An 18,279-nucleotide genomic window follows, 5' to 3' on the forward strand; every position below is an offset into this window, starting at 1 on the left:
CGTTCTTCCTCTCTGCCTCTCTAACAGTCCCCATGCGTATTCTCGGCATCGACCCAGGCCTGCAAACCACGGGGTTTGGCGTCATCGACAGCGATGGCCAGCAGCTGCGTTACGTGGCCAGCGGCACCATTCGCACGACCAAGGTGGCGCTGGGCGATCTGCCGGGTAGGCTGAAAGTCCTGTTTGACGGCATCAGCCAGATTGCCGCACAGTATCAGCCGCACGAAGCCTGCGTGGAGATCGTCTTCGTCAACGTCAACCCGCAGTCGACGCTGATGCTGGGGCAGGCGCGCGGAGCCTGCGTAACGGCGCTGGTGGCCAACCAGCTGCCCGTCTCGGAATACACCGCGTTGCAGATGAAGAAGGCCATGACCGGACATGGCCGCGCCGCCAAATCCCAGATTCAGGAAATGGTGCGCCGACTGCTGCAACTGCCCGGGCTGCCCGGCACTGATGCGGCCGATGCACTGGGCCTGGCCATCACCCACGCGCATGCACAACGCACACGCGCCGTGCTGCAACAATCAACCACGCTGCAGCGGCGCCAGCACGCGATGTACAGGAACGGGCGCAGCTACTGATTCCCGTCACCACCACTGAAGCCCCCACGGCCGCCGGGAAGCGGCTTGGGCGCTACGCTTTGCGGCAATGACCAAGGGTGGATATCTGCCTTGTCATTGCGCGCTGGAGCGCTGCAATGCCCGCTCAGCGCCAGCGCCTTCTCTCCCCGATTGCCACAGCGCCCTCGCAATGACGAGCGCCATCTGACCATGTGGACACCCTGGCGGGGACTGGCAAAAAGCGTCTCCGTCACGAAACAGTCACTGCAGCGTCATACCCCGTTCATGGCCGCTGCCTAGAGTGACTGCTCATGAACACGGCGCACCCCTCTGCCTTTGATGGCCTGTTGCAGGATTTGTCGCCGCCAGCGGGCGACAAGCCGCTGCGTATTGCATTGGTCACCGAAACCTTTCCTCCCGAGGTCAACGGTGTAGCCATGACGGCCGGGCGCGTCGTCAATGGCTTGCTGGCCGCCGGTCACAAGGTGCATATCGTGCGACCGGTGCAGCCCGAGGAAAACCGCGGGCGCCTGGCCAGCTTTGCCGATCTGCCCACCACGCTGGTGCGAGGCATTGGCGTGCCTGGCTACAACGGCATCCGTTTCGGGCTGCCGGCTGGCCGCACGCTGCTGCGCAACTGGCAGCAGCAGCCACCGGACGTGGTGCACGTGCTCACGGAAGGCCCGCTGGGCTGGTCCGCCGTACGCGCTGCCAGCAAGCTCAAACTGCCCCTTGTGGGCGGCTATCACACGCATTTTGACCGCTACACGGAGCACTACCGCTTTGGCTTTCTGCGCCAGGTGGTCAGCAACTACCTGGTGCGCTTTCACAACCGCTGCCATATCAACCTGGCCCCCACGCAGGAACTGGCTGACGCCTTGACCAGGCAGGGCATGCGCCAGGTGCGCGTGATGTCGCGCGGCGTCGACCGGACGCTATTTCACCCGCAGCACCGCAGCCAGGCATTGCGCACGCAATGGGGCGTTGGCAAGGACGATCTGGTGCTGCTGTGCGTGGGTCGGCTTGCCGCCGAGAAACAACTGGACCTGGTCGTGCGCGCCTGGGAAGCGGTGCGCCAGCATCTGCCCTACACGCGACTGGTCCTGGTGGGCGGCGGACCCGAATACCACCGCCTGGCACGCAGCTACCCGGACGTGATCCTTACGGGCCCCGTCAACACTTCTGACCTGAGCGCCCACTACGCTTCTGCTGATCTGTTCGTATTCGCCAGCATGAGCGAGACCTTCGGCAACGTCGTGCAGGAGGCCCTGGCCAGCGGCGTACCTGTCATCGGCTTCGACTACGCCGCCGCGCGCGAACTGATCACGCACCGCGTCAACGGCATCTTGGTGCCATTTGGCGATCAGGAGGCGTTCGTGCAGGCCACGCTCGCCACCGCACTTGACGCCCCCTTGTTGCGTCAGATGGCGCGCAATGCAGGCAGCAATTGCCGCAGCTGGAAAAGCGTCATCGACGCGCTGATTGCCGACTACCGCGATGCCATCTCCATCGCAGGCGCAGGCCATCCCGTCCATCCCGACCGCTCAGGCCACCAGGCCGATGCGGGTTCTGAAAGGAGCTCCGCCCATGCACGCCCAGCCCAGAACGCCTGACAACGCCAGCACCGCCTACCCCGCTTACGGCTTCAGCCACCGCGAGCTGATGCTGTGCGTAGCGCTCCAGCAGCGCCTGCGCCATCCCGCATTGCTCGCGCTCATGCGCACGGTCAGCCGTCTGGGCAACGGAATCTTCTGGTACGCCTTGATGGCGCTGCTGCTGGCAGCCGGGCACTTGCAGGCCGCCTTCCGCATGGCCGTTGCAGGGGTCGCCGGCGTACTGCTGTACAAATGGCTCAAGAAAGTCACCAGCCGCCCGCGCCCTTATGCCCGTGGCGGCACTGTCGTCGCCCTGACGGCACCACTGGACGAATTCAGTTTTCCCAGCGGGCATACCCTGCACGCCGTAGCCTTCACATTGGTCGCCTGCTTCTACCTGCCGCTGCTGGCGTGGGTGCTGGTGCCTTTCACGCTGCTGATCGCACTCTCGCGTGTGGTGCTGGGGCTGCATTTTCCCAGTGATGTACTCGCCGGCGCTGCCATCGGCAGCTTACTGGCCGTGCTGGTTCTGATGGCTTGATCGAAAAGGACTCCTGCATTATGCGCATCGTCGTGATCGGAAGTGGCTACGTTGGCCTGGTCAGTGCTACCTGCTTTGCAGAAATGGGGCACCACGTCGTGTGCGTGGACCGGGACGCCGAACGCATCGCCCGCCTGCGTGACGGCGAGGTGCCCATCCACGAACCGGGGCTGGAGCCGCTGCTGCTGCGCAACCACCAGCAGGGCAGATTGCACTTTGCGCAAACGCTGCGCCCTGTGCTGACCAACATCGACCTGTGCTTCATCGCCGTAGGCACGCCATCGGCACCGGACGGATCGGCGGACACCTCGCAGGTGCTTGCCGTGGCCGAGGAACTGGGCCGCTGGCTGCCACAGCGGTGTGTCGTGGTCAACAAATCGACCGCCCCCGTCGGCACGGCGGAGCGCATCGAACGCACCATTGCCCGGGGCCTGACGCAGCGCGAGGCCGGCTTCACGGTTCCCGTGGTGAGCAACCCGGAATTCCTGCGCGAGGGCTGCGCGGTGGAAGACTTCATGCGCCCCGATCGCGTCATCATCGGCTGTGCGGACGATCAGGCGCGCCAGACCATGGAAGCGCTGTACGCACCATTTCTGCGCAAGCAACCGCGCCTGATGGTCATGGGCCGACGCGAAGCCGAGATGAGCAAATACGCGGCCAACGCCATGCTGGCCACGCGCATCTCATTCATGAACGAGATGGCCAGCCTGTGCGAGCAACTGGGTGTGGACATCGAGAAAGTGCGCCTTGGCGTTGGCTCCGACAGCCGCATCGGCTACGACTTCCTCTACGCAGGCTGCGGCTATGGCGGCTCGTGCTTTCCCAAGGACGTGCGCGCGCTCATCCACACCGCACAACGCCATGGGCTGCCCAGCCACATCCTGCAGGCAGTGGAAGAGCGCAACACCATCCAGAAAGCGGGCCTGTTCGTCAAACTGCAACAACAACTGGGCGCACTCGATGGCCGCACCATCGCCGTCTGGGGCCTCGCATTCAAGCCCGGCACTGACGATGTCCGCGAGGCGCCCGCGCTGCAGCTGATCGCCTCACTGCTTGAGGCCGGCGCCGTCGTGCAGGCCCATGATCCCGTTGCCACTGCCAGCGTCCTGCGCTGCGTGCCGGCCCACTGGCTGACCAGTGGGCAGCTCGTGCTGCATGCGCAAGACCCCTATGCCGTATTGGACGATGCGGACGCACTGGTCATACCCACGGAATGGAAGCCCTTTCGGCAACCGGACTGGCAACGCGTGCGCGGCCTCTTGCGCCAGCCCGTCGTCATTGATGGCCGCAACCTCTACGATCCCGCGCAGATGCAGGCACTGGGATTTCACTACAGCAGCTTTGGCCGCCCGTCGGTTACCGCCGGGGACATGCAGCGCCAGGCAGCGTGACCATCTGCACAACCTGTGCAGACCCGTGACCGCAGCCAAGATTGATGGCTGTTGGAGCGCGGCAGAATTTGACGCCGGAGGTGTAAAGCTCCGTGCACGCGCCTGCAATGCACAGAGGTCCATGACCAGAGCCCGAAAGCCCGAGTCTCACCAGCTGAAAGCAGGCAGGGCAAAGCCGCGCGGCACCTCGGCGTCATCCTCGAACGTCACGATGTCCCATGCCGCCTGGTCGGCCAGCAGGGCGCGCAACAGCTGGTTGTTCATCGCGTGTCCGGAGCGGTAGGCGCTGTAGGCGGCAAGCAAGGGCTTGCTCAGCACGTACAGGTCGCCAATCGCATCGAGAATCTTGTGCTTGGCGAACTCGTCCTCGTAGCGCAACCCTTCGCTGTTGAGCACCTTGTAATCGTCCAGCACGATCGCGTTGTCATAGCCGCCACCCAGCGCAAGGCCGTTGGCGCGCAAGGCTTCCACATCGCGCGTAAAGCCAAACGTGCGCGCGCGCGCAATATCGCGCACATAGTTGCCCTCGCCCATGTCGAACTCGACGCGCTGCCCCGTCGAATCCACAGCCGGGTGGCTGAAGTCGATCTCAAAGCCCAGCTTGAACCCCTGATAGGGAGAAAGCCTGGCCCACTTGCACTCGCCAACGCCCTCGACGCGCACCTCCACGGGCTTGCGCACACGCACGAACTGCCGCGGCGCGCCCTGCACGGCAATGCCCGCCTCGCGCAACAGGTACACGAAGCCGGCTGCAGAGCCGTCAAGAATCGGCACCTCTTCGGCCGTCAGGTCGATGTAGAGGTTGTCGATGCCCAGCCCCGCGCAGGCCGACATGATGTGTTCAATCGTCGAAACTCGCGCCCCGGGTCTGCCAATGACCGACGCCAGGCGCGTATCGAACACGGCCTCGGCATTCACCGGTATCACCTCGGGCTCAGGCAAATCCACCCGCGTGAAGACAATGCCGGTATTTTCCGGCGCAGGTCGCAGCGTCAGCTCGACCCGCTGGCCGCTGTGCAACCCAACGCCTACCGCGCGGGTGATTGTCTGGATGGTTCTTTGGGCAAGCATGGGGCGCGATTCTACCGCTGGGTGCCAAAAGCCGCTGCGTCGCTGCGCGTGCCGCAATGGCCATACCTTGGCTAGACCATGTTGGAAGATCGACACAAACACCGTCACGTTGCACTGATAAAATTGCAACACCAAGAGAGATTGGTAACTTCGAGAAAACGGGCGATGCATCCATGACGAGAGTTGGGTCAAGCCTTGTTGCAAGAGTGCCTGGACGCACCATGTGCGTGCATGCGCCCTTCGCATGGCATGCGACTCGCGGTGCGCTTCTTCATGATTTGTTGCAGTCACACCGCCCCGAGAATCAAGGAATACCAACAGATTCCATAACAATTTGCTTCGGCTCGGGCAATGTGCGGCGCGCAGTGCTCCTCATCGGCTTCGCGCCTTCTGGAAGGGCTTTTGCTACGCGCCAAGGTCTGCGGCAACAAGCATCTCCATGATCACGATGGCTGCGGAATCTTCCATGCATCAGCCTGAGCCACAATGCGCAACCCACGACACCTGCCTTGTTTGCCACACACAATAATTCTCCAATCCGGCAAGACGACGGCACCAACGCCCCCATTGCCAAGGATGCCACCGCATCGCACTCAGCCACAGAGATGAGGGTGGCAGCGGACTCGTCTGTCACGCCACCGCCTCTGCAGCGTCTGTTGCGTCACCACAAAATCCTGCTACTACAGGGGCCTATGGGCCCCTTCTTCAGTAAGCTGGCGCAGTATCTCAGCCGGCACGGTTGCGAGGTCGGGAAGATCAACTTCAACGCAGGCGATGCCCTGTTCTACCGTTTTCCGGGAGCGACCGCCTACACTGGCCGCCACGAGGATTTATCTGAATGGCTCGCAGCGCATATTCAAACTCACCGCTATGAGGCCATCGCGTTGTTCGGCCAAAGCCGGCCCGTGCATCAAATCGCTCGCAAGGTTGCGCGAGAGCTGGGTCTCGCCGTCCACGTGTTTGAGGAAGGCTACGTCCGGCCCGACTTCGTCACCCTTGAGGAAGGCGGTGTCAATGCACTGTCCCCCCTGCCGCGCGATGGCGCTTTCTACCGAGCCCTGCCAGCAACGCCAGCGCACACAGCCCAAGAGGTAACCGGCCAGCGCTTTCGGCGCACCGCACTGATTGCCAGCATTTATTCCGTGGCAATGTTGCTTGGATATGCGCGCTATCGCCATCACGTTTACCACCGCCCTATTAACCCTGTTTCGCAGGCGTGGCGCTGGGGGGTGGTTGGCGGACTGCGCAAGCTTCGTGCGTATGTGACGGACCGGCCATTGATGCGGCAACTGCTGGCAGCACACAATCACAAACGCTACTTTTTGCTGCCGCTACAGGTGCATAACGACAGCCAAATGGTCAACCACTCGCCTTTCGCGAATAGCGAGGCCATGATTTGCCACGTGCTCGAGTCCTTCGCACGGGCAGCAGACAAGCAGGACCTGCTGGTCATCAAACACCACCCGATGGACCGACCCTACCGGCTCTACCATCAAGTCATCCGCCAGCATGCCAGGCGCCTTGGTGTGCAAGACCGCGTTTTGATTGCGCAGGATTTGCATTTGCCCTCGGTCCTGGAACATGCCAAGGGCCTGGTGACCGTCAACAGTACGACTGGGCTGCAGGCCTTGTTGCACAATACGCCGGTCGCTGTGCTCGGGGACTGCATCTACAACGTTGACGGGCTGGTCTACGGGCCTTCGCTACCGTTGGATGCATTCTGGCGATCACCAGGCAAAGTCGACAAGGTACTATTTCGTGCTTATCAACGATATCTGATCCAGCACTCGCAACTGAACGCCAGCTTTTACGCCGACACACCCTGCCTGCGCCCATAGAGTCATGGGCCACTGTGGCAGCGCATGCTATTTCCATGACGCAAGCGACACCTTCCTCCCCCCCACCAGGCATCACATCCACACGCTCGCCTTGGCAGGTGGCTTGGGCTGTCTGGCATGCGCTGTTCATGCGCGAGGCGCTCACCCGCCTCTACGGGCGCCGCATGGCGTGGCTTTGGCTGCTGCTGGAGCCGCTGGTGCACGTGGGCTTTCTGATGCTGATCTTCTCCACCCTGCGCCAGCGCCACCTCAGCGGTGTGGACTTTGCGCTGTTTCTCGCGCTGGGCTTCATGGGCTATCAGATGTTTGTGGCCACAGGCCGGCGCTGCGCATCGGCCATCGGCGCCAACCGGGGCCTGCTCTCCTACCGCCAGGTGTTGCCGGTGGATACCGTGCTGGCGCGCATTGCGCTGGAAAGCACGCTGCAGTTCATTGTGCTGGTACTGCTTTTACTGCTGGCTGCGGTGGCAGGCTTTGACGTACTACCGCATGATCCGCTCATCGCCTGCGCTGCGCTGGCGCTGCTGGCGCTGATGGGCGCAGGCTTTGCGCTGACTTTCTCGGTTCTGTATGTGCTGGTGCCGGAGACAGAGAAATTGGTCGGCTTCATCTTCGTGCCCTTGTATTTTCTCTCCGCCATCATGTACTCACCGGCCATGTTGCCAGTTACCGCACGTGAATGGCTGCTCTACAACCCCATCGTGCATGGCGTGGAGTTGATCCGCAGCGGCTTCTTCCCGGGCTACCACGTGCTGCCTGAAATCAGCATGGGCTATCTGGCCGCCTGGGCGTTGAGCTTGACGGTACTGGGTCTGGCACTGCAACGCCGATTTGCCAAACGCTTGCAGGCCCTATGATCGAGATCATTGATTTGCACAAACGCTACCGCACCGACCATGGCCTGGGGCGCTGGGTGCTCACCGGCATCAACCTGACCATTCCGGCCAACCGCAGTGTCGGCCTGATCGGTCGTAACGGCGCGGGCAAGTCCACACTGCTGCGGCTCATCGGTGGCATCGACAGCCCGGACCATGGCCGCGTTATCCGCCACTGCCGCACCTCCTGGCCGCTGGGGCTGGCTGGCGGCCTGCAAGGCTCGCTCACCGGCCGCCAGAACGCGCGTTTCGTCTGCCGCCTGCACGGCCTGGATGCGCGGATGCACGAGACCCTGGAATTCATCAACGACTTTGCTGAGCTTGGTGAAGCCTTTGACGAACCGATCAAGACCTATTCCAGCGGCATGCAGGCGCGCCTGAAGTTTGCCATGAGCCTGGCATTCGACTTCGACATTTACCTGGTGGATGAACTCACCTCGGTCGGCGATGCGGCATTCCGCCGCAAGGCCAACCAGGCATTCAAACAGCTGGCCGGGCGCAGCAGCCTGATCATGGTGGCGCACAGCGAAAGCACCCTGCGCCAATTCTGCGAAAGCGGCATCTGGCTGGACCAGGGCAAAGCCTATTGGTTTGACGACATTAACGACGCGCTGGCCCAATACAATCACAGCCTCTCCCTATGACCGATAAGACATCCACCGAAGCCGGCTCACGCCCCGAACAGATGCCGGCGGAGCAAAAAGCTGCAGCTGGTGCGCCTGCGCACGTTGCGGCCAGTGATGCCCACGCGGATGCGCAAGTAGCCCCAGCGTCGCGCGCTTTCTTTTCCGAGCCCGCCTACAGCGTGCGTGCTGGCAAGCAATGGATGCGCGGACATCCCCTCCTGATTGCCAGTCTGGTGATCATACTGATCGGTGCCATCTACTGGGGGCTGATGGCATCGGATCGCTATGTCTCCGAAACCCACCTCATCGTCGAAAACACTGACCTGCAAACAGGGCAGAGCTTCGATCTTGCCAGCGCCCTTACGGGCGGTGGCTACAGCACCACGGATTTGCGCCTGCTGCGCGACCACCTGCGCTCGGTAGACATGCTGCAAAAGCTGCAGGACGACCTCGACCTCAAGGCACATTACAGTGGTACGGCGTACGATTGGCTCTCCCGCCTGCCGCACGATGCCAGCCAGGAGGAATTTCACGACTACTATCTGCGGCGCGTCAGCATTGAGATCGATGACCAGGTCGGCGTCCTGCGCATTCGGGCACAGGCCTATGACGCGCCCATGGCTCAGGCCATTACACGCGCATTGCTGACTGAAGGCGAAGCCTTCATGAACGAGATCGGCCACACCATTGCCCGCACGCAGGTGGAGTTTCTCGAGCGGCAGGTGGAGGAAAGCAATCATCGCGCACAGCAAACACGCAATGCCCTGCTGGAGTACCAGAACGCCACTGGTCTGATATCACCACAGGCACAGGCCGAAAGCTTGGCCGCCATTAGTGCGCGGCTGGAAGGAGAGCTGGCCTCGCTGCAGGCGCAGCGCAGCGTCATGCTCGGATACCTGAGCCCGGAGGCGGCAGACGTCAAACAAATCGAACTGCGCATAGACGCCCTGCAGAAGCAAATCCGCAATGAACGCGCCAAGCTCACCGCAGGCCCCAAGGCAAAGGGCAAAGCCAAGGACGGCGAGGCCCTCAACCGCGCCGTGGAAGAATACCAGCGCCTTGAAATGCAGGCCCAGTTTGCCGACGAGGTCTACCGCTCCACCGTCATGGCGCTGGAACGGGGCCGCGTCGAGGCACTGCGCATGCTCAAGAAGATCACTGTGCTGCAGCAGCCTACACTGGCGGAAGAGCCGCTGGAGCCGCGCCGCATGTACAACACCCTGGTCTTCGCGCTGCTGATTGGCGCGCTCGCCATCATCTTCACGTTGATGACGGCCATTGTGCGCGACCACCAGGACTGACCGCTCCGACGATTTTGCAACCGATCGACTGAACGCCCGCCGCCATTGCCATGCCCGTCGCCCACGCGCCATTGCAACTGCCCACCGCCGCTCCAGCCACTGCGCGCGCCCACGGCGCCGGAAATGGCGCCGTGGCATCCCAGCGGCACCCATGCGGCCACCATCCACTTTCATCGCAGAAGGCAAGCGCTCCCATGTCCCTGTTAACCAACCAGCCCGTTGCCAATACTGCCACCGCCAGCGCCCCGCAACTGTCAATGCCCATGCGCATACTGCGCCGCCTAACTATGCGGTGGCTGCCTGCCACATTGCTTTGCGGCCTTGCCCTCACGCAGGCAAATGCGCAAAGCATTGCCTTTCCGGGCGACTTGCCCGCCACAGACGGCAACACGGCCTACTCCAGCCAGCAAGTCACCACAAGCAGCACCGGCACCAACCAGACGCAAAATCCCGGGATCCTGCGCGCGCATCCGGGCGCGGCCGCCGTCAACGCGGCGCGCATGCCCATGCCCATGCCTGCCGCAAATTCGCCTGTGCCACAAGTGCAGCCACAGGTACCACAACAGTTCGATTACCAGAGCAACCTGCAAAGCGACGTCTTCGGTGCACAGCTTTTCACCGGCGCATTTGCCAACGCCGGGGCCACACAGTTCAACCCGGACTACACCATCTCCAGTGGAGACAGCATCCAGGTGCGCCTGTGGGGCGCATTCAACTACGACGCAGTGCTCACCGTCGATCCGCAGGGCAACATCTTCTTACCTCACGTGGGCCCTGTGCGCGTTCTGGGCGAACGCAACGAGAACCTGCAGCAGGTCGTCAACAACGCCGTGCGGCGTGTGTTCCGCGCCAATGTGCAAAGCTATGCCAGCCTGGCTGAAGCGCAGCCCGTGCGGGTGTTCGTCAGCGGTTTCGTGCATCGGCCCGGTGCCTACAGCGGTACCAGCATGGACAGCCTGCTGCACTACCTCGACCAGGCCGGGGGTGTAGACCCGGAGCGCGGCACCTATCTGGCGGTGCAAGTTAAGCGGGGCGAGCAGGTACGCGCCACCGTCAACCTGTATGACTTTCTGCTCAACGGCACCATGCCCACGGTACAGCTGGCCAATGGAGACGTGATCTTTGTGCCGCCGCGCCAGAACGTCGTGCGCGTCAGCGGTCTGGTCGAGAATGCCAAGCGCTTTGAAGTCAGCAGTGCCCGTCCATCAGTTGCCCAGCTCATCGCCGTCGCCAAGCCATTTGCCGAAGCGACCCACGTGCGCATCCAGCGCAACTCAGGCACTGTGCGCAACACCGAATACTACCCCCTTTCGCAGGCCAGCCAGATTTTTCTGCAAAACGGCGACGAGCTGGAATTCACTGCCGATAAAAAACCCGGCACCATCACCGTGCGCGTGGAAGGCGAACACTTCAGCGCGCAGGAATACGTACTGCCCTACGGCAGTACGCTGGGCCAGCTGATTGGCCAAATCCAGTTCAATGACCGCTCGGAAATCGAAAGCATCCAGCTATTCCGCCGCAGCGTGCAGCAACGCCAGAAACAGATCCTCGAAACCTCCTTGCGCAGCCTGGAGACAGCCGTATTGACGGCCCGCAGCGGCTCGCAAGACGAAGCCCGCCTGCGCCAGGAGGAAGCGCAACTCACCCTGCAATGGATTGAACGTGCACGCCGGGTACAACCGCTTGGCCAGGTTGTCATCGCTCCCGTGCAGGAACGCACCAACCTGCTGCTGGAAAACGGCGACATCCTGCGCGTGCCCACCCGTGACGGACTGGTGTTGGTGGGCGGCGAAGTGCTCTTTCCCAACGCCGTGGCGCATGAATCCGGCCTGCGCCTGCAGGACTACATTGATCGCGCTGGGGGCTACACCCAGCGCGCCGACGATGCACGCGTGGTGGTAGCCCGTCGCGACGGCACGTTCGAACAGGTGAACATGGGCAGATGGGGCATGAAACCTGCTATCAAGGCCGGTGACCAGATCCTAGTGCTGCCACGGGTAGACCAGAAAAATCGTCAGTTCTGGAAAGATATTACGCAAATCATGTACCAGATCGCAGTCAGTGCGAAGGTCGTTTTTGACCTATAAGACCAAACCTAAATTATCGTAGTCCCATCACATCGAAACCTCCAAACAAACGCATGGTATTTGAAATGCAAAACGTAACCCAAAGCAACACAGCAACATCCACACACGCACTCCAAAACACAGAAAAAGAGATAAACATCGTATTTGCAAGCGATAAAAACTTTCTACCATACACAGCCGTCACAATCGCCTCCCTCCTCAAAAACTACAAATCCACACACCAACTCGAAATCTACATTCTCACAGACAAAAAACTAGAGAGCGAAGACGAGAAGAAATTCATAGACCTAAAAAAAATACATGCATTTAATTTACACACAATTGAAGTTGACGCAAGTCAATTCAAAAACATAAAAACCACACCAGGAATATCAATTGCAACATACTACAGACTACTAATGCACGACATTCTTCCAAAAAGAATCGAAAAAGTAATTTATCTTGATGGCGATCTAGCCATCACCGACTCGATTTCAAAGCTCTGGGAAATAGATATAGAAGACGCAATTTTTGCAGGCGTAGAGGACTCAATAAGCAAAATCTACAGCAAGAAATTTGGACTACCTGAAGATGCGCCTCATATCAACGCAGGCGTCATGCTAATCAACCTCAAAAAAATAAGGGAAATAAATTTTCTAGAAAGAATAAACGAATACATAGCAGCAAATAAATACAAAATATCCCTCGGCGATCAGCAAATCATCAACGTCGTATTCAATTCACACATAAAATATATAAATTTAAAATGGAATGTTCACGGATCGTATTTTGACAAGCATTGGGCAAAAAATAATGTCGGAATCAACAACAAACAATCCCTAAGAGACTACAGGGACGCAGTAAAAAATCCATCCATAATACATTACACATACAAAAGAAAACCATGGATATCGCGCGAACACCCATTATCTTCAACTTGGGAATCCTATGCAAAGATGACTCAGTACTGGGCAGACATCGAAAAATCACTATCCACACAAAAAATAGAAACCAAACCCAACGAAGCGAAACACAAAATCCAACACACATACTCGGAAGCGAAAACAAAAAATAGAGGAGCAAAGAAGTTCTATACAAAACTATTGGGATACATCAAAAGTGTAAAAAACCTAAGAAGAACGCGACTAAACATGGAGAGGCTCGAGGACTCATTCCACAGATTAGCAGTCGATTTAGTAAAAAACATAAACAACACCAAAACTCTAAGCAAGTCAATGGAATCCATAAAACATGCATCCGAAAGAAAAATAGTACCCTATGACTACCTACAGTCCGCTTCGCACATTGCAATTATGCACCTGCAAAACGAAGCAAGAAAAACACCGAAGCAAAGCATTAAAGAATTTTTATCAAATATCCCTGAAAATTCCTACATCTTTACAAACGCAGAACCTCGCGACATTGACGGCGGTTTTCACGACAACATAAAGACCATATTTAGATCCCAAAATATAGGACGAAACATCGATCCATCCCAGGCCCAATTAATAATAATGCTTGTAAACAGAATCAGGAATGAGAACTGGTGGAAATGTATAAATTACGCCTCCCATTATGGAAAGAGGATAATTTTTGCAGAGACATCATTTTTTGGAGCATTTGCAAATTACTTCGACAATAAATTTAACGGACCAGCCGCCCAAAGCTTTGGATACATACTTGACGACCTATCATACTACTATGACGCCAGACAACCTTCCAGACTAGAGGATCATTTAAATTCATCGGAAAGCATTTTAACACCCCAACAAAAGAAAAGGGCAGAAAACGCAATAGATGCCATAATAAAAAACAAAATAACCAAATATAACGCATATGTGAAACAAGAAATCAACTTAGAGATAGATGACGATTGCATTATTATCATAGACCAAAAACCCAATGATGCCAGCATTGAATTTGCATCAGCCACTCCAAAAACTTTTGAACTCATGATATCGGCTGCAATTTCTGAAAACCCCAACTCAACGATATATTTTAAAAAACATCCTGACAATATCTCAGTGCGAGAAATAGCATCAACGAACAAAAGGTTAAAAATCCTAGATGAGAATGTAGACATAGTTTCTTTGCTAGAAAAATGTCGCAAGGTGTACACAGTTTCCTCCCAAGTTGGTTTTGAGGCAATTCTAAGAGGTATTCAAGTTGAGACCTTCGGTATTCCATTTTATGCCGGATGGGGACTGACAAACGACAGACAAGCAATAAATAGAAGACAAAGAAGAATTACCAAAGAGGAATTATTTTACGCATCATGCATTGAGTTCAGCGTATACATTAACCCCTTCACCGGCAAAGCAATAGAATTGGAAGATATCATACCTCTTATCAACGAAATGAGAAGCAAGTTCGCAGGAGCGTAAGCCATGGAACTCTTAAATTCAACACCACACTACAAATGGCTATTTAAGCGCTCAAAGAAAACCACGAAAAAGATCCTCGTGGTTTTCTCGCCATTTTCCGGATTTATGCTCAAACACTCAAATTTTGAGCATGATACACTTTATATCCATGAATCTGTAAACTCGTACTATACATTCAAAACGGACAAATTAACCGCAGATATATTCAATATTGCAGAAAAGCTAAGGAAAAACGAGTTAATTCTTCTTGGCTCCAGCAAATCGGCCTACCCAGCGATTTTCTGCGGAAGATCCATATCAGAAGGACTCCACCTAAGAAAATGCAAATCAATTTGCTTCTCCCCAGTGACGCGAGTATACCCATTAAAGAAAAATCTTCCATTCTCAACATACCCCCAATTCATAGAACTATTGAATAGCAAAAACCATGTCAAAAGAGAAGCTATAAAAAATGGCCATCCGCCTGCAACATCAAATCTCAAAAACTACAGAGAAAAAATAATATACGCACAGTTCTGTGAGCATGACGTCCGAGAGATTGAATGGCTGATCAAAAATTCCACCAACATTAAAATTGATACCACACCGATCCCCACATCAATACATCACGTAATAACAATGTTCGCCGCATCAAAGAAAGATTTAGCACGCTTCGTTAGTGATTGCAAAAAATCGAACAATGGAGAACTGGAGTTACCATGGCTCGAACGAGATGATAAGCTTTTCGAGCTACAAGCTCCCCTTATCTTTAATAAAATTAAGAACCAATCCATCGTATCCATAACCAAATAAAAAGAAAGCACCATGATCATTAGCAGCATCTCGAATTCATCCAAATTCACATTATTTGGCGGAATAAATGTTATTGAGTCACTAAACTCAACATTAAAGGCCACAGAGACCTTTTGCAACATCACGCAAAAACTAGGAATACCCATAGTATTCAAAGCTAGCTTCGACAAAGCCAATCGCTCATCCATCCATTCATACCGCGGGCCTGGGATGGAGGAAGGGCTTCGAATTCTCGAAGCCGTCAAGGCAGAGTTCGGAGTACCCATCATTACCGATGTGCATGAGCCTTGGCAGGCAGCACCTGTCGCAGAAGTCGCCGATGTGCTCCAATTGCCAGCATTTCTGGCCCGGCAGACCGACTTGGTTGTTGCAATGGCGAAGACCGGACGTGTAATCAACATCAAGAAGCCCCAGTTTCTTAGCCCGTCCCAAGTTGCCAACATCGTTGAAAAGTTCCGGGAAGCAGGCAATGAGCAGGTTATTCTCTGTGACCGGGGCACCTGCTTCGGATACGACAATCTGGTCGTCGACATGCTGGGCTTTGGAGTGATGAAGCGGGTTACCGGGGGTCTACCGATTATTTTCGACGTCACTCACGCTTTGCAACAGCGCGATCCGGGTGCCGCCGCGTCCGGTGGCCGGCGCGCGCAAGTTCTTGAACTTGCACGCGCGGGAATGGCGGTCGGGCTGGCCGGCCTGTTTCTGGAAGCACACCCTAACCCCGATCAAGCCAAGTGCGATGGGCCTAGCGCATTGCCATTGGACCAACTTGAACCGTTTCTCACGCAAATCAAGGCTATTGATGACCTTGTCAAGGGCTTTGCGCCGCTAGAAATCCGATGACATCCTCAACATCAGTTACTTCCACGTGAGGAGCTTTGTGTGACTAAACGTTTGGTCATAGTCATTCCCGCGCGCTACGGATCCAGCCGTCTCCCAGGCAAACCGCTTGCAGATATCCTAGGCAAACCTATGGTTCAGCACGTGTACGAGGCCGCACTGAAAGTGCCGGAGGCAGAAGCTGTTATCGTCGCTACTGACGATAAACGTGTGCAAGACGCTGTCGTAGGTTTCGGTGGCCAATGCATCATGACATCAGCCGAGCATCCGTCTGGCACCGATAGGCTGGTAGAGGTCATGGGTAGTATGGACGCGGATATCTATCTGAACGTCCAAGGCGATGAGCCTTTGGTACGCGCTAAAGATTTGTCGCTGCTTGCACAAGCCATGCTTGCGTCCGAATCCCCTCCGGTAGGCACGCTGTGTCATGCCATTGATGCGCAGGAGGCTGACAACCCCAACATTGTGAAGGTGGTAGTGGATCACGCCGGTTATGCGCTGTACTTCAGCCGCAGCCTGATTCCTTATCCTCGCGAGAAAGCACACGCTCACTACCTGAAACATGTAGGTGTGTATGCGTATAGCAAGCAGACTCTCGCGACATATGCTGATCTGCCCGCATCACCGCTGGAAGCGAGCGAAGTACTGGAGCAACTGCGATTGATGTCTGCAGGCATTCGCCTGAAGGTCTTGACCGTGGCTCCCACAGGGCCGGGCGTGGATACGCAAGAGGGTCTAGAGCAAGTGCGCGCCATTCTCAATGGCAAACCCTACGCTGCGCCAGACCCTCTGGCAAAGGTACGACTGCTCATCACTGACGTGGACGGTGTCCTCACTGATGGCGGATTGTTTTATAACGCCAGCGGTGAGGCACTGAAACGCTTCCACGTACGCGACGGCCTGGGCATCAAACTGCTCCAACAGCGTGGCGTGCAGGTGGCTGTGCTGTCTGGCCGTGATTCTGCAGTCCTGCGCAAGCGCATCGCGGACCTGGGGGTGACGTTGTTCAGCCTAGGTGCCAAGGACAAGGCGGCAGAATGCGAGCGGCTGCAGGCAATTGCTGGTGTCAACCGCGAACAGACCGCATGCATTGGTGATGACAGCATCGACTTGCGCGCCTTTTCTGCTTGCGGCCTCTCTTACGCTGTTGCGGACGCACCTGACTACGTAAAGAGGAATGCCACAGGCGTACTGAGTCTGCCCGGAGGCAGTGGAGCGCTACGCGAACTCGCCGACCGCATACTCCGTGCGCAGGGTGCAGGCGATGTGCTTGAGTCTGCGCACGCCTACGCTTCTGTTATGAACCAGGTCGTACAATAGACAGTTTATTCAAGCATAAGCCCTGACATGCGCTGTTCAATTTTTTAAAAACTCCATGTCAGAAATAACAGTACGTTGACAAACAATGCTCACAACAGTCGCCAACAACTATGACGCGCTGTCCATCGCGTGTAAAACCATCTCGATTGAAATCGACGCCCTGCAGGCCATGCGCGACCGTCTTGACCACAGCATTTCCCAGGCGGTAGAAATTATCATGGCCACGCAAGGGCGCGTGGTGGTGATAGGAATGGGTAAGTCAGGCATCATCGGTCAGAAAATTGCCGCCACGCTAGCATCGACAGGTACGTCTGCATTCTTTGTCCATCCTGGCGAGGCATTCCATGGCGACCTGGGAATGATCAAGCCCGTCGACGTAGCGCTTTTAATCTCGAATTCCGGCGAAACCGAGGAAATACTGCGCATACTTCCATTTCTGGAGCACCAAGGCAACAAAATCATTGCCTTGACCGGAAAGTTACATTCTTCTCTGGCACGGCATTCACATGTCGTTCTTGATGTCGGCGTCAGTCGGGAAGCATGCAGGAACAATCTGGCGCCCACCAGTTCCACTACCACCACCTTGGTGATGGGCGATGCGCTGGCAGTCGCGTTAACGGAGCAACGCGGGTTCGAGCCGGAGGATTTTGCCAGATTCCATCCCGGCGGCAGTCTGGGGCGTCGCCTGCTCACCAAAGTGCGCGACGTCATGCATAAACCGCCTCTCCCCATCTGTACTCCTGAGTACTCGTTCAGGGATGTGGTGAATGTCATTACCAATGGCCGTTTGGGAATGGCTCTGGTGATTGAGAATGAGAAGTTGTTGGGCATCATTACGGATGGCGACATTCGTCGCGCATTTGACACCCATGAAAACGTGAAGCAATTGTCCGCGCAGGAGATGATGACGCCCGACCCTCTCAGCATTGGACCGGATGTGCGGTTTGCCGACGCCGAAGCTTTCATGCGTGAAAAGAAGGTGTCGACTCTCGTCGTTAAAAATGATTCTGACTGCGCCGTCGGGATTTTACATATCTACGATCTTAATCACTCCAAACCGCAGCTTTGATATCTTTTCT

Annotated in this window: 15 protein-coding genes; 14 read left to right on the top strand and 1 reads right to left on the bottom strand. The window is 56.6% G+C overall.

What is annotated here, in order from left to right; translation table 11 throughout:
- The first annotated feature begins 32 nt into the window (after positions 1 to 32).
- The 4 genes from ruvC (at position 33) to AAV94_RS08845 (ending at position 4,087) form a co-directional block, all read left to right on the top strand.
- A complete protein-coding gene (gene ruvC, locus AAV94_RS08830; protein WP_046741953.1) occupies positions 33 to 581 on the top strand; it encodes a crossover junction endodeoxyribonuclease RuvC in 549 nt (182 codons plus the stop codon).
- A gap of 290 nt (positions 582 to 871) precedes the next feature.
- Positions 872 to 2,173: a glycosyltransferase family 4 protein gene (locus tag AAV94_RS08835; RefSeq protein WP_052754988.1), complete on the top strand. Its 1,302-nt coding sequence runs from the start codon at positions 872 to 874 to the stop codon at positions 2,171 to 2,173.
- Positions 2,148 to 2,696, top strand: coding sequence for a phosphatase PAP2 family protein (locus AAV94_RS08840; protein WP_084824838.1), 549 nt, complete (start codon positions 2,148 to 2,150; stop codon positions 2,694 to 2,696). Before AAV94_RS08835 ends, AAV94_RS08840 begins: the two co-directional genes overlap by 26 nt.
- 20 nt (positions 2,697 to 2,716) lie before the next feature.
- Positions 2,717 to 4,087, top strand: coding sequence for a UDP-glucose dehydrogenase family protein (locus tag AAV94_RS08845; RefSeq protein ID WP_046741954.1), 1,371 nt, complete (start codon positions 2,717 to 2,719; stop codon positions 4,085 to 4,087).
- A 147-nt stretch (positions 4,088 to 4,234) separates the two neighbouring features.
- Here AAV94_RS08845 and lpxC read toward each other — a convergent pair whose 3' ends face one another.
- Positions 4,235 to 5,158, bottom strand: a complete 924-nt coding sequence (gene lpxC, locus AAV94_RS08850) for a UDP-3-O-acyl-N-acetylglucosamine deacetylase (RefSeq protein WP_046742058.1) — start codon at positions 5,156 to 5,158, stop codon at positions 4,235 to 4,237.
- 692 nt (positions 5,159 to 5,850) lie between these two features.
- Here lpxC and AAV94_RS08855 point away from each other — a divergent pair.
- The 10 genes from AAV94_RS08855 (at position 5,851) to AAV94_RS08895 (ending at position 18,269) form a co-directional block, all read left to right on the top strand.
- Positions 5,851 to 6,996 (top strand): capsule biosynthesis protein, encoded by a 1,146-nt coding sequence (locus AAV94_RS08855; RefSeq protein ID WP_052754989.1) that lies wholly within the window; start codon positions 5,851 to 5,853, stop codon positions 6,994 to 6,996.
- 35 nt (positions 6,997 to 7,031) lie between these two features.
- On the top strand, positions 7,032 to 7,853 hold the full coding sequence (locus AAV94_RS08860; protein ID WP_046741956.1) for an ABC transporter permease: 822 nt from the start codon (positions 7,032 to 7,034) through the stop codon (positions 7,851 to 7,853).
- Positions 7,850 to 8,515, top strand: coding sequence for an ABC transporter ATP-binding protein (locus AAV94_RS08865; RefSeq protein ID WP_046741957.1), 666 nt, complete (start codon positions 7,850 to 7,852; stop codon positions 8,513 to 8,515). Before AAV94_RS08860 ends, AAV94_RS08865 begins: the two co-directional genes overlap by 4 nt.
- Positions 8,512 to 9,798 (top strand): hypothetical protein, encoded by a 1,287-nt coding sequence (locus AAV94_RS08870; protein ID WP_052754990.1) that lies wholly within the window; start codon positions 8,512 to 8,514, stop codon positions 9,796 to 9,798. Before AAV94_RS08865 ends, AAV94_RS08870 begins: the two co-directional genes overlap by 4 nt.
- A gap of 194 nt (positions 9,799 to 9,992) precedes the next feature.
- The gene (locus AAV94_RS08875; RefSeq protein WP_407927310.1) at positions 9,993 to 11,885 is read left to right on the top strand and encodes a polysaccharide biosynthesis/export family protein; all 1,893 of its coding nucleotides are present in this window, start codon (positions 9,993 to 9,995) and stop codon (positions 11,883 to 11,885) included.
- Positions 11,886 to 11,950: 65 nt separating this feature from the next.
- The gene (locus AAV94_RS14655) at positions 11,951 to 14,248 is read left to right on the top strand and encodes a glycosyltransferase (RefSeq protein WP_197408043.1); all 2,298 of its coding nucleotides are present in this window, start codon (positions 11,951 to 11,953) and stop codon (positions 14,246 to 14,248) included.
- Positions 14,249 to 14,251: 3 nt separating this feature from the next.
- On the top strand, positions 14,252 to 15,040 hold the full coding sequence (locus tag AAV94_RS14880; protein WP_156454388.1) for a hypothetical protein: 789 nt from the start codon (positions 14,252 to 14,254) through the stop codon (positions 15,038 to 15,040).
- A 12-nt stretch (positions 15,041 to 15,052) separates the two neighbouring features.
- Positions 15,053 to 15,883, top strand: coding sequence for a 3-deoxy-8-phosphooctulonate synthase (gene kdsA, locus AAV94_RS08880; RefSeq protein ID WP_046741958.1), 831 nt, complete (start codon positions 15,053 to 15,055; stop codon positions 15,881 to 15,883).
- A 39-nt stretch (positions 15,884 to 15,922) separates the two neighbouring features.
- Complete coding sequence (gene kdsB / locus AAV94_RS14660) at positions 15,923 to 17,200, top strand: 3-deoxy-manno-octulosonate cytidylyltransferase (RefSeq protein WP_156454389.1); 1,278 nt, start codon at positions 15,923 to 15,925, stop codon at positions 17,198 to 17,200.
- 85 nt (positions 17,201 to 17,285) lie between these two features.
- A complete protein-coding gene (locus AAV94_RS08895; protein ID WP_046741959.1) occupies positions 17,286 to 18,269 on the top strand; it encodes a KpsF/GutQ family sugar-phosphate isomerase in 984 nt (327 codons plus the stop codon).
- Positions 18,270 to 18,279 lie beyond the last annotated feature (10 nt).

Source organism: Lampropedia cohaerens, assembly GCF_001005215.1.
In the GTDB taxonomy this organism is placed as follows: Bacteria; Pseudomonadota; Gammaproteobacteria; order Burkholderiales; family Burkholderiaceae_C; genus Lampropedia; species Lampropedia cohaerens.

Coding starts and splice junctions, on each gene's coding strand:
- AAV94_RS08875 (WP_407927310.1), top strand. CDS start 9,993: ATGTCCCTGTTAACCAACCAGCCCGTTGCCAATACTGCCACCGCCAGC.
- AAV94_RS08855 (WP_052754989.1), top strand. CDS start 5,851: ATGGGCCCCTTCTTCAGTAAGCTGGCGCAGTATCTCAGCCGGCACGGT.
- kdsA (WP_046741958.1), top strand. CDS start 15,053: ATGATCATTAGCAGCATCTCGAATTCATCCAAATTCACATTATTTGGC.
- AAV94_RS08865 (WP_046741957.1), top strand. CDS start 7,850: ATGATCGAGATCATTGATTTGCACAAACGCTACCGCACCGACCATGGC.
- AAV94_RS08835 (WP_052754988.1), top strand. CDS start 872: ATGAACACGGCGCACCCCTCTGCCTTTGATGGCCTGTTGCAGGATTTG.
- AAV94_RS08870 (WP_052754990.1), top strand. CDS start 8,512: ATGACCGATAAGACATCCACCGAAGCCGGCTCACGCCCCGAACAGATG.
- AAV94_RS14655 (WP_197408043.1), top strand. CDS start 11,951: ATGCAAAACGTAACCCAAAGCAACACAGCAACATCCACACACGCACTC.
- AAV94_RS08860 (WP_046741956.1), top strand. CDS start 7,032: ATGACGCAAGCGACACCTTCCTCCCCCCCACCAGGCATCACATCCACA.
- AAV94_RS14880 (WP_156454388.1), top strand. CDS start 14,252: ATGGAACTCTTAAATTCAACACCACACTACAAATGGCTATTTAAGCGC.
- lpxC (WP_046742058.1), bottom strand. CDS start 5,158: ATGCTTGCCCAAAGAACCATCCAGACAATCACCCGCGCGGTAGGCGTT.
- AAV94_RS08840 (WP_084824838.1), top strand. CDS start 2,148: ATGCACGCCCAGCCCAGAACGCCTGACAACGCCAGCACCGCCTACCCC.
- AAV94_RS08845 (WP_046741954.1), top strand. CDS start 2,717: ATGCGCATCGTCGTGATCGGAAGTGGCTACGTTGGCCTGGTCAGTGCT.
- ruvC (WP_046741953.1), top strand. CDS start 33: ATGCGTATTCTCGGCATCGACCCAGGCCTGCAAACCACGGGGTTTGGC.
- AAV94_RS08895 (WP_046741959.1), top strand. CDS start 17,286: ATGCTCACAACAGTCGCCAACAACTATGACGCGCTGTCCATCGCGTGT.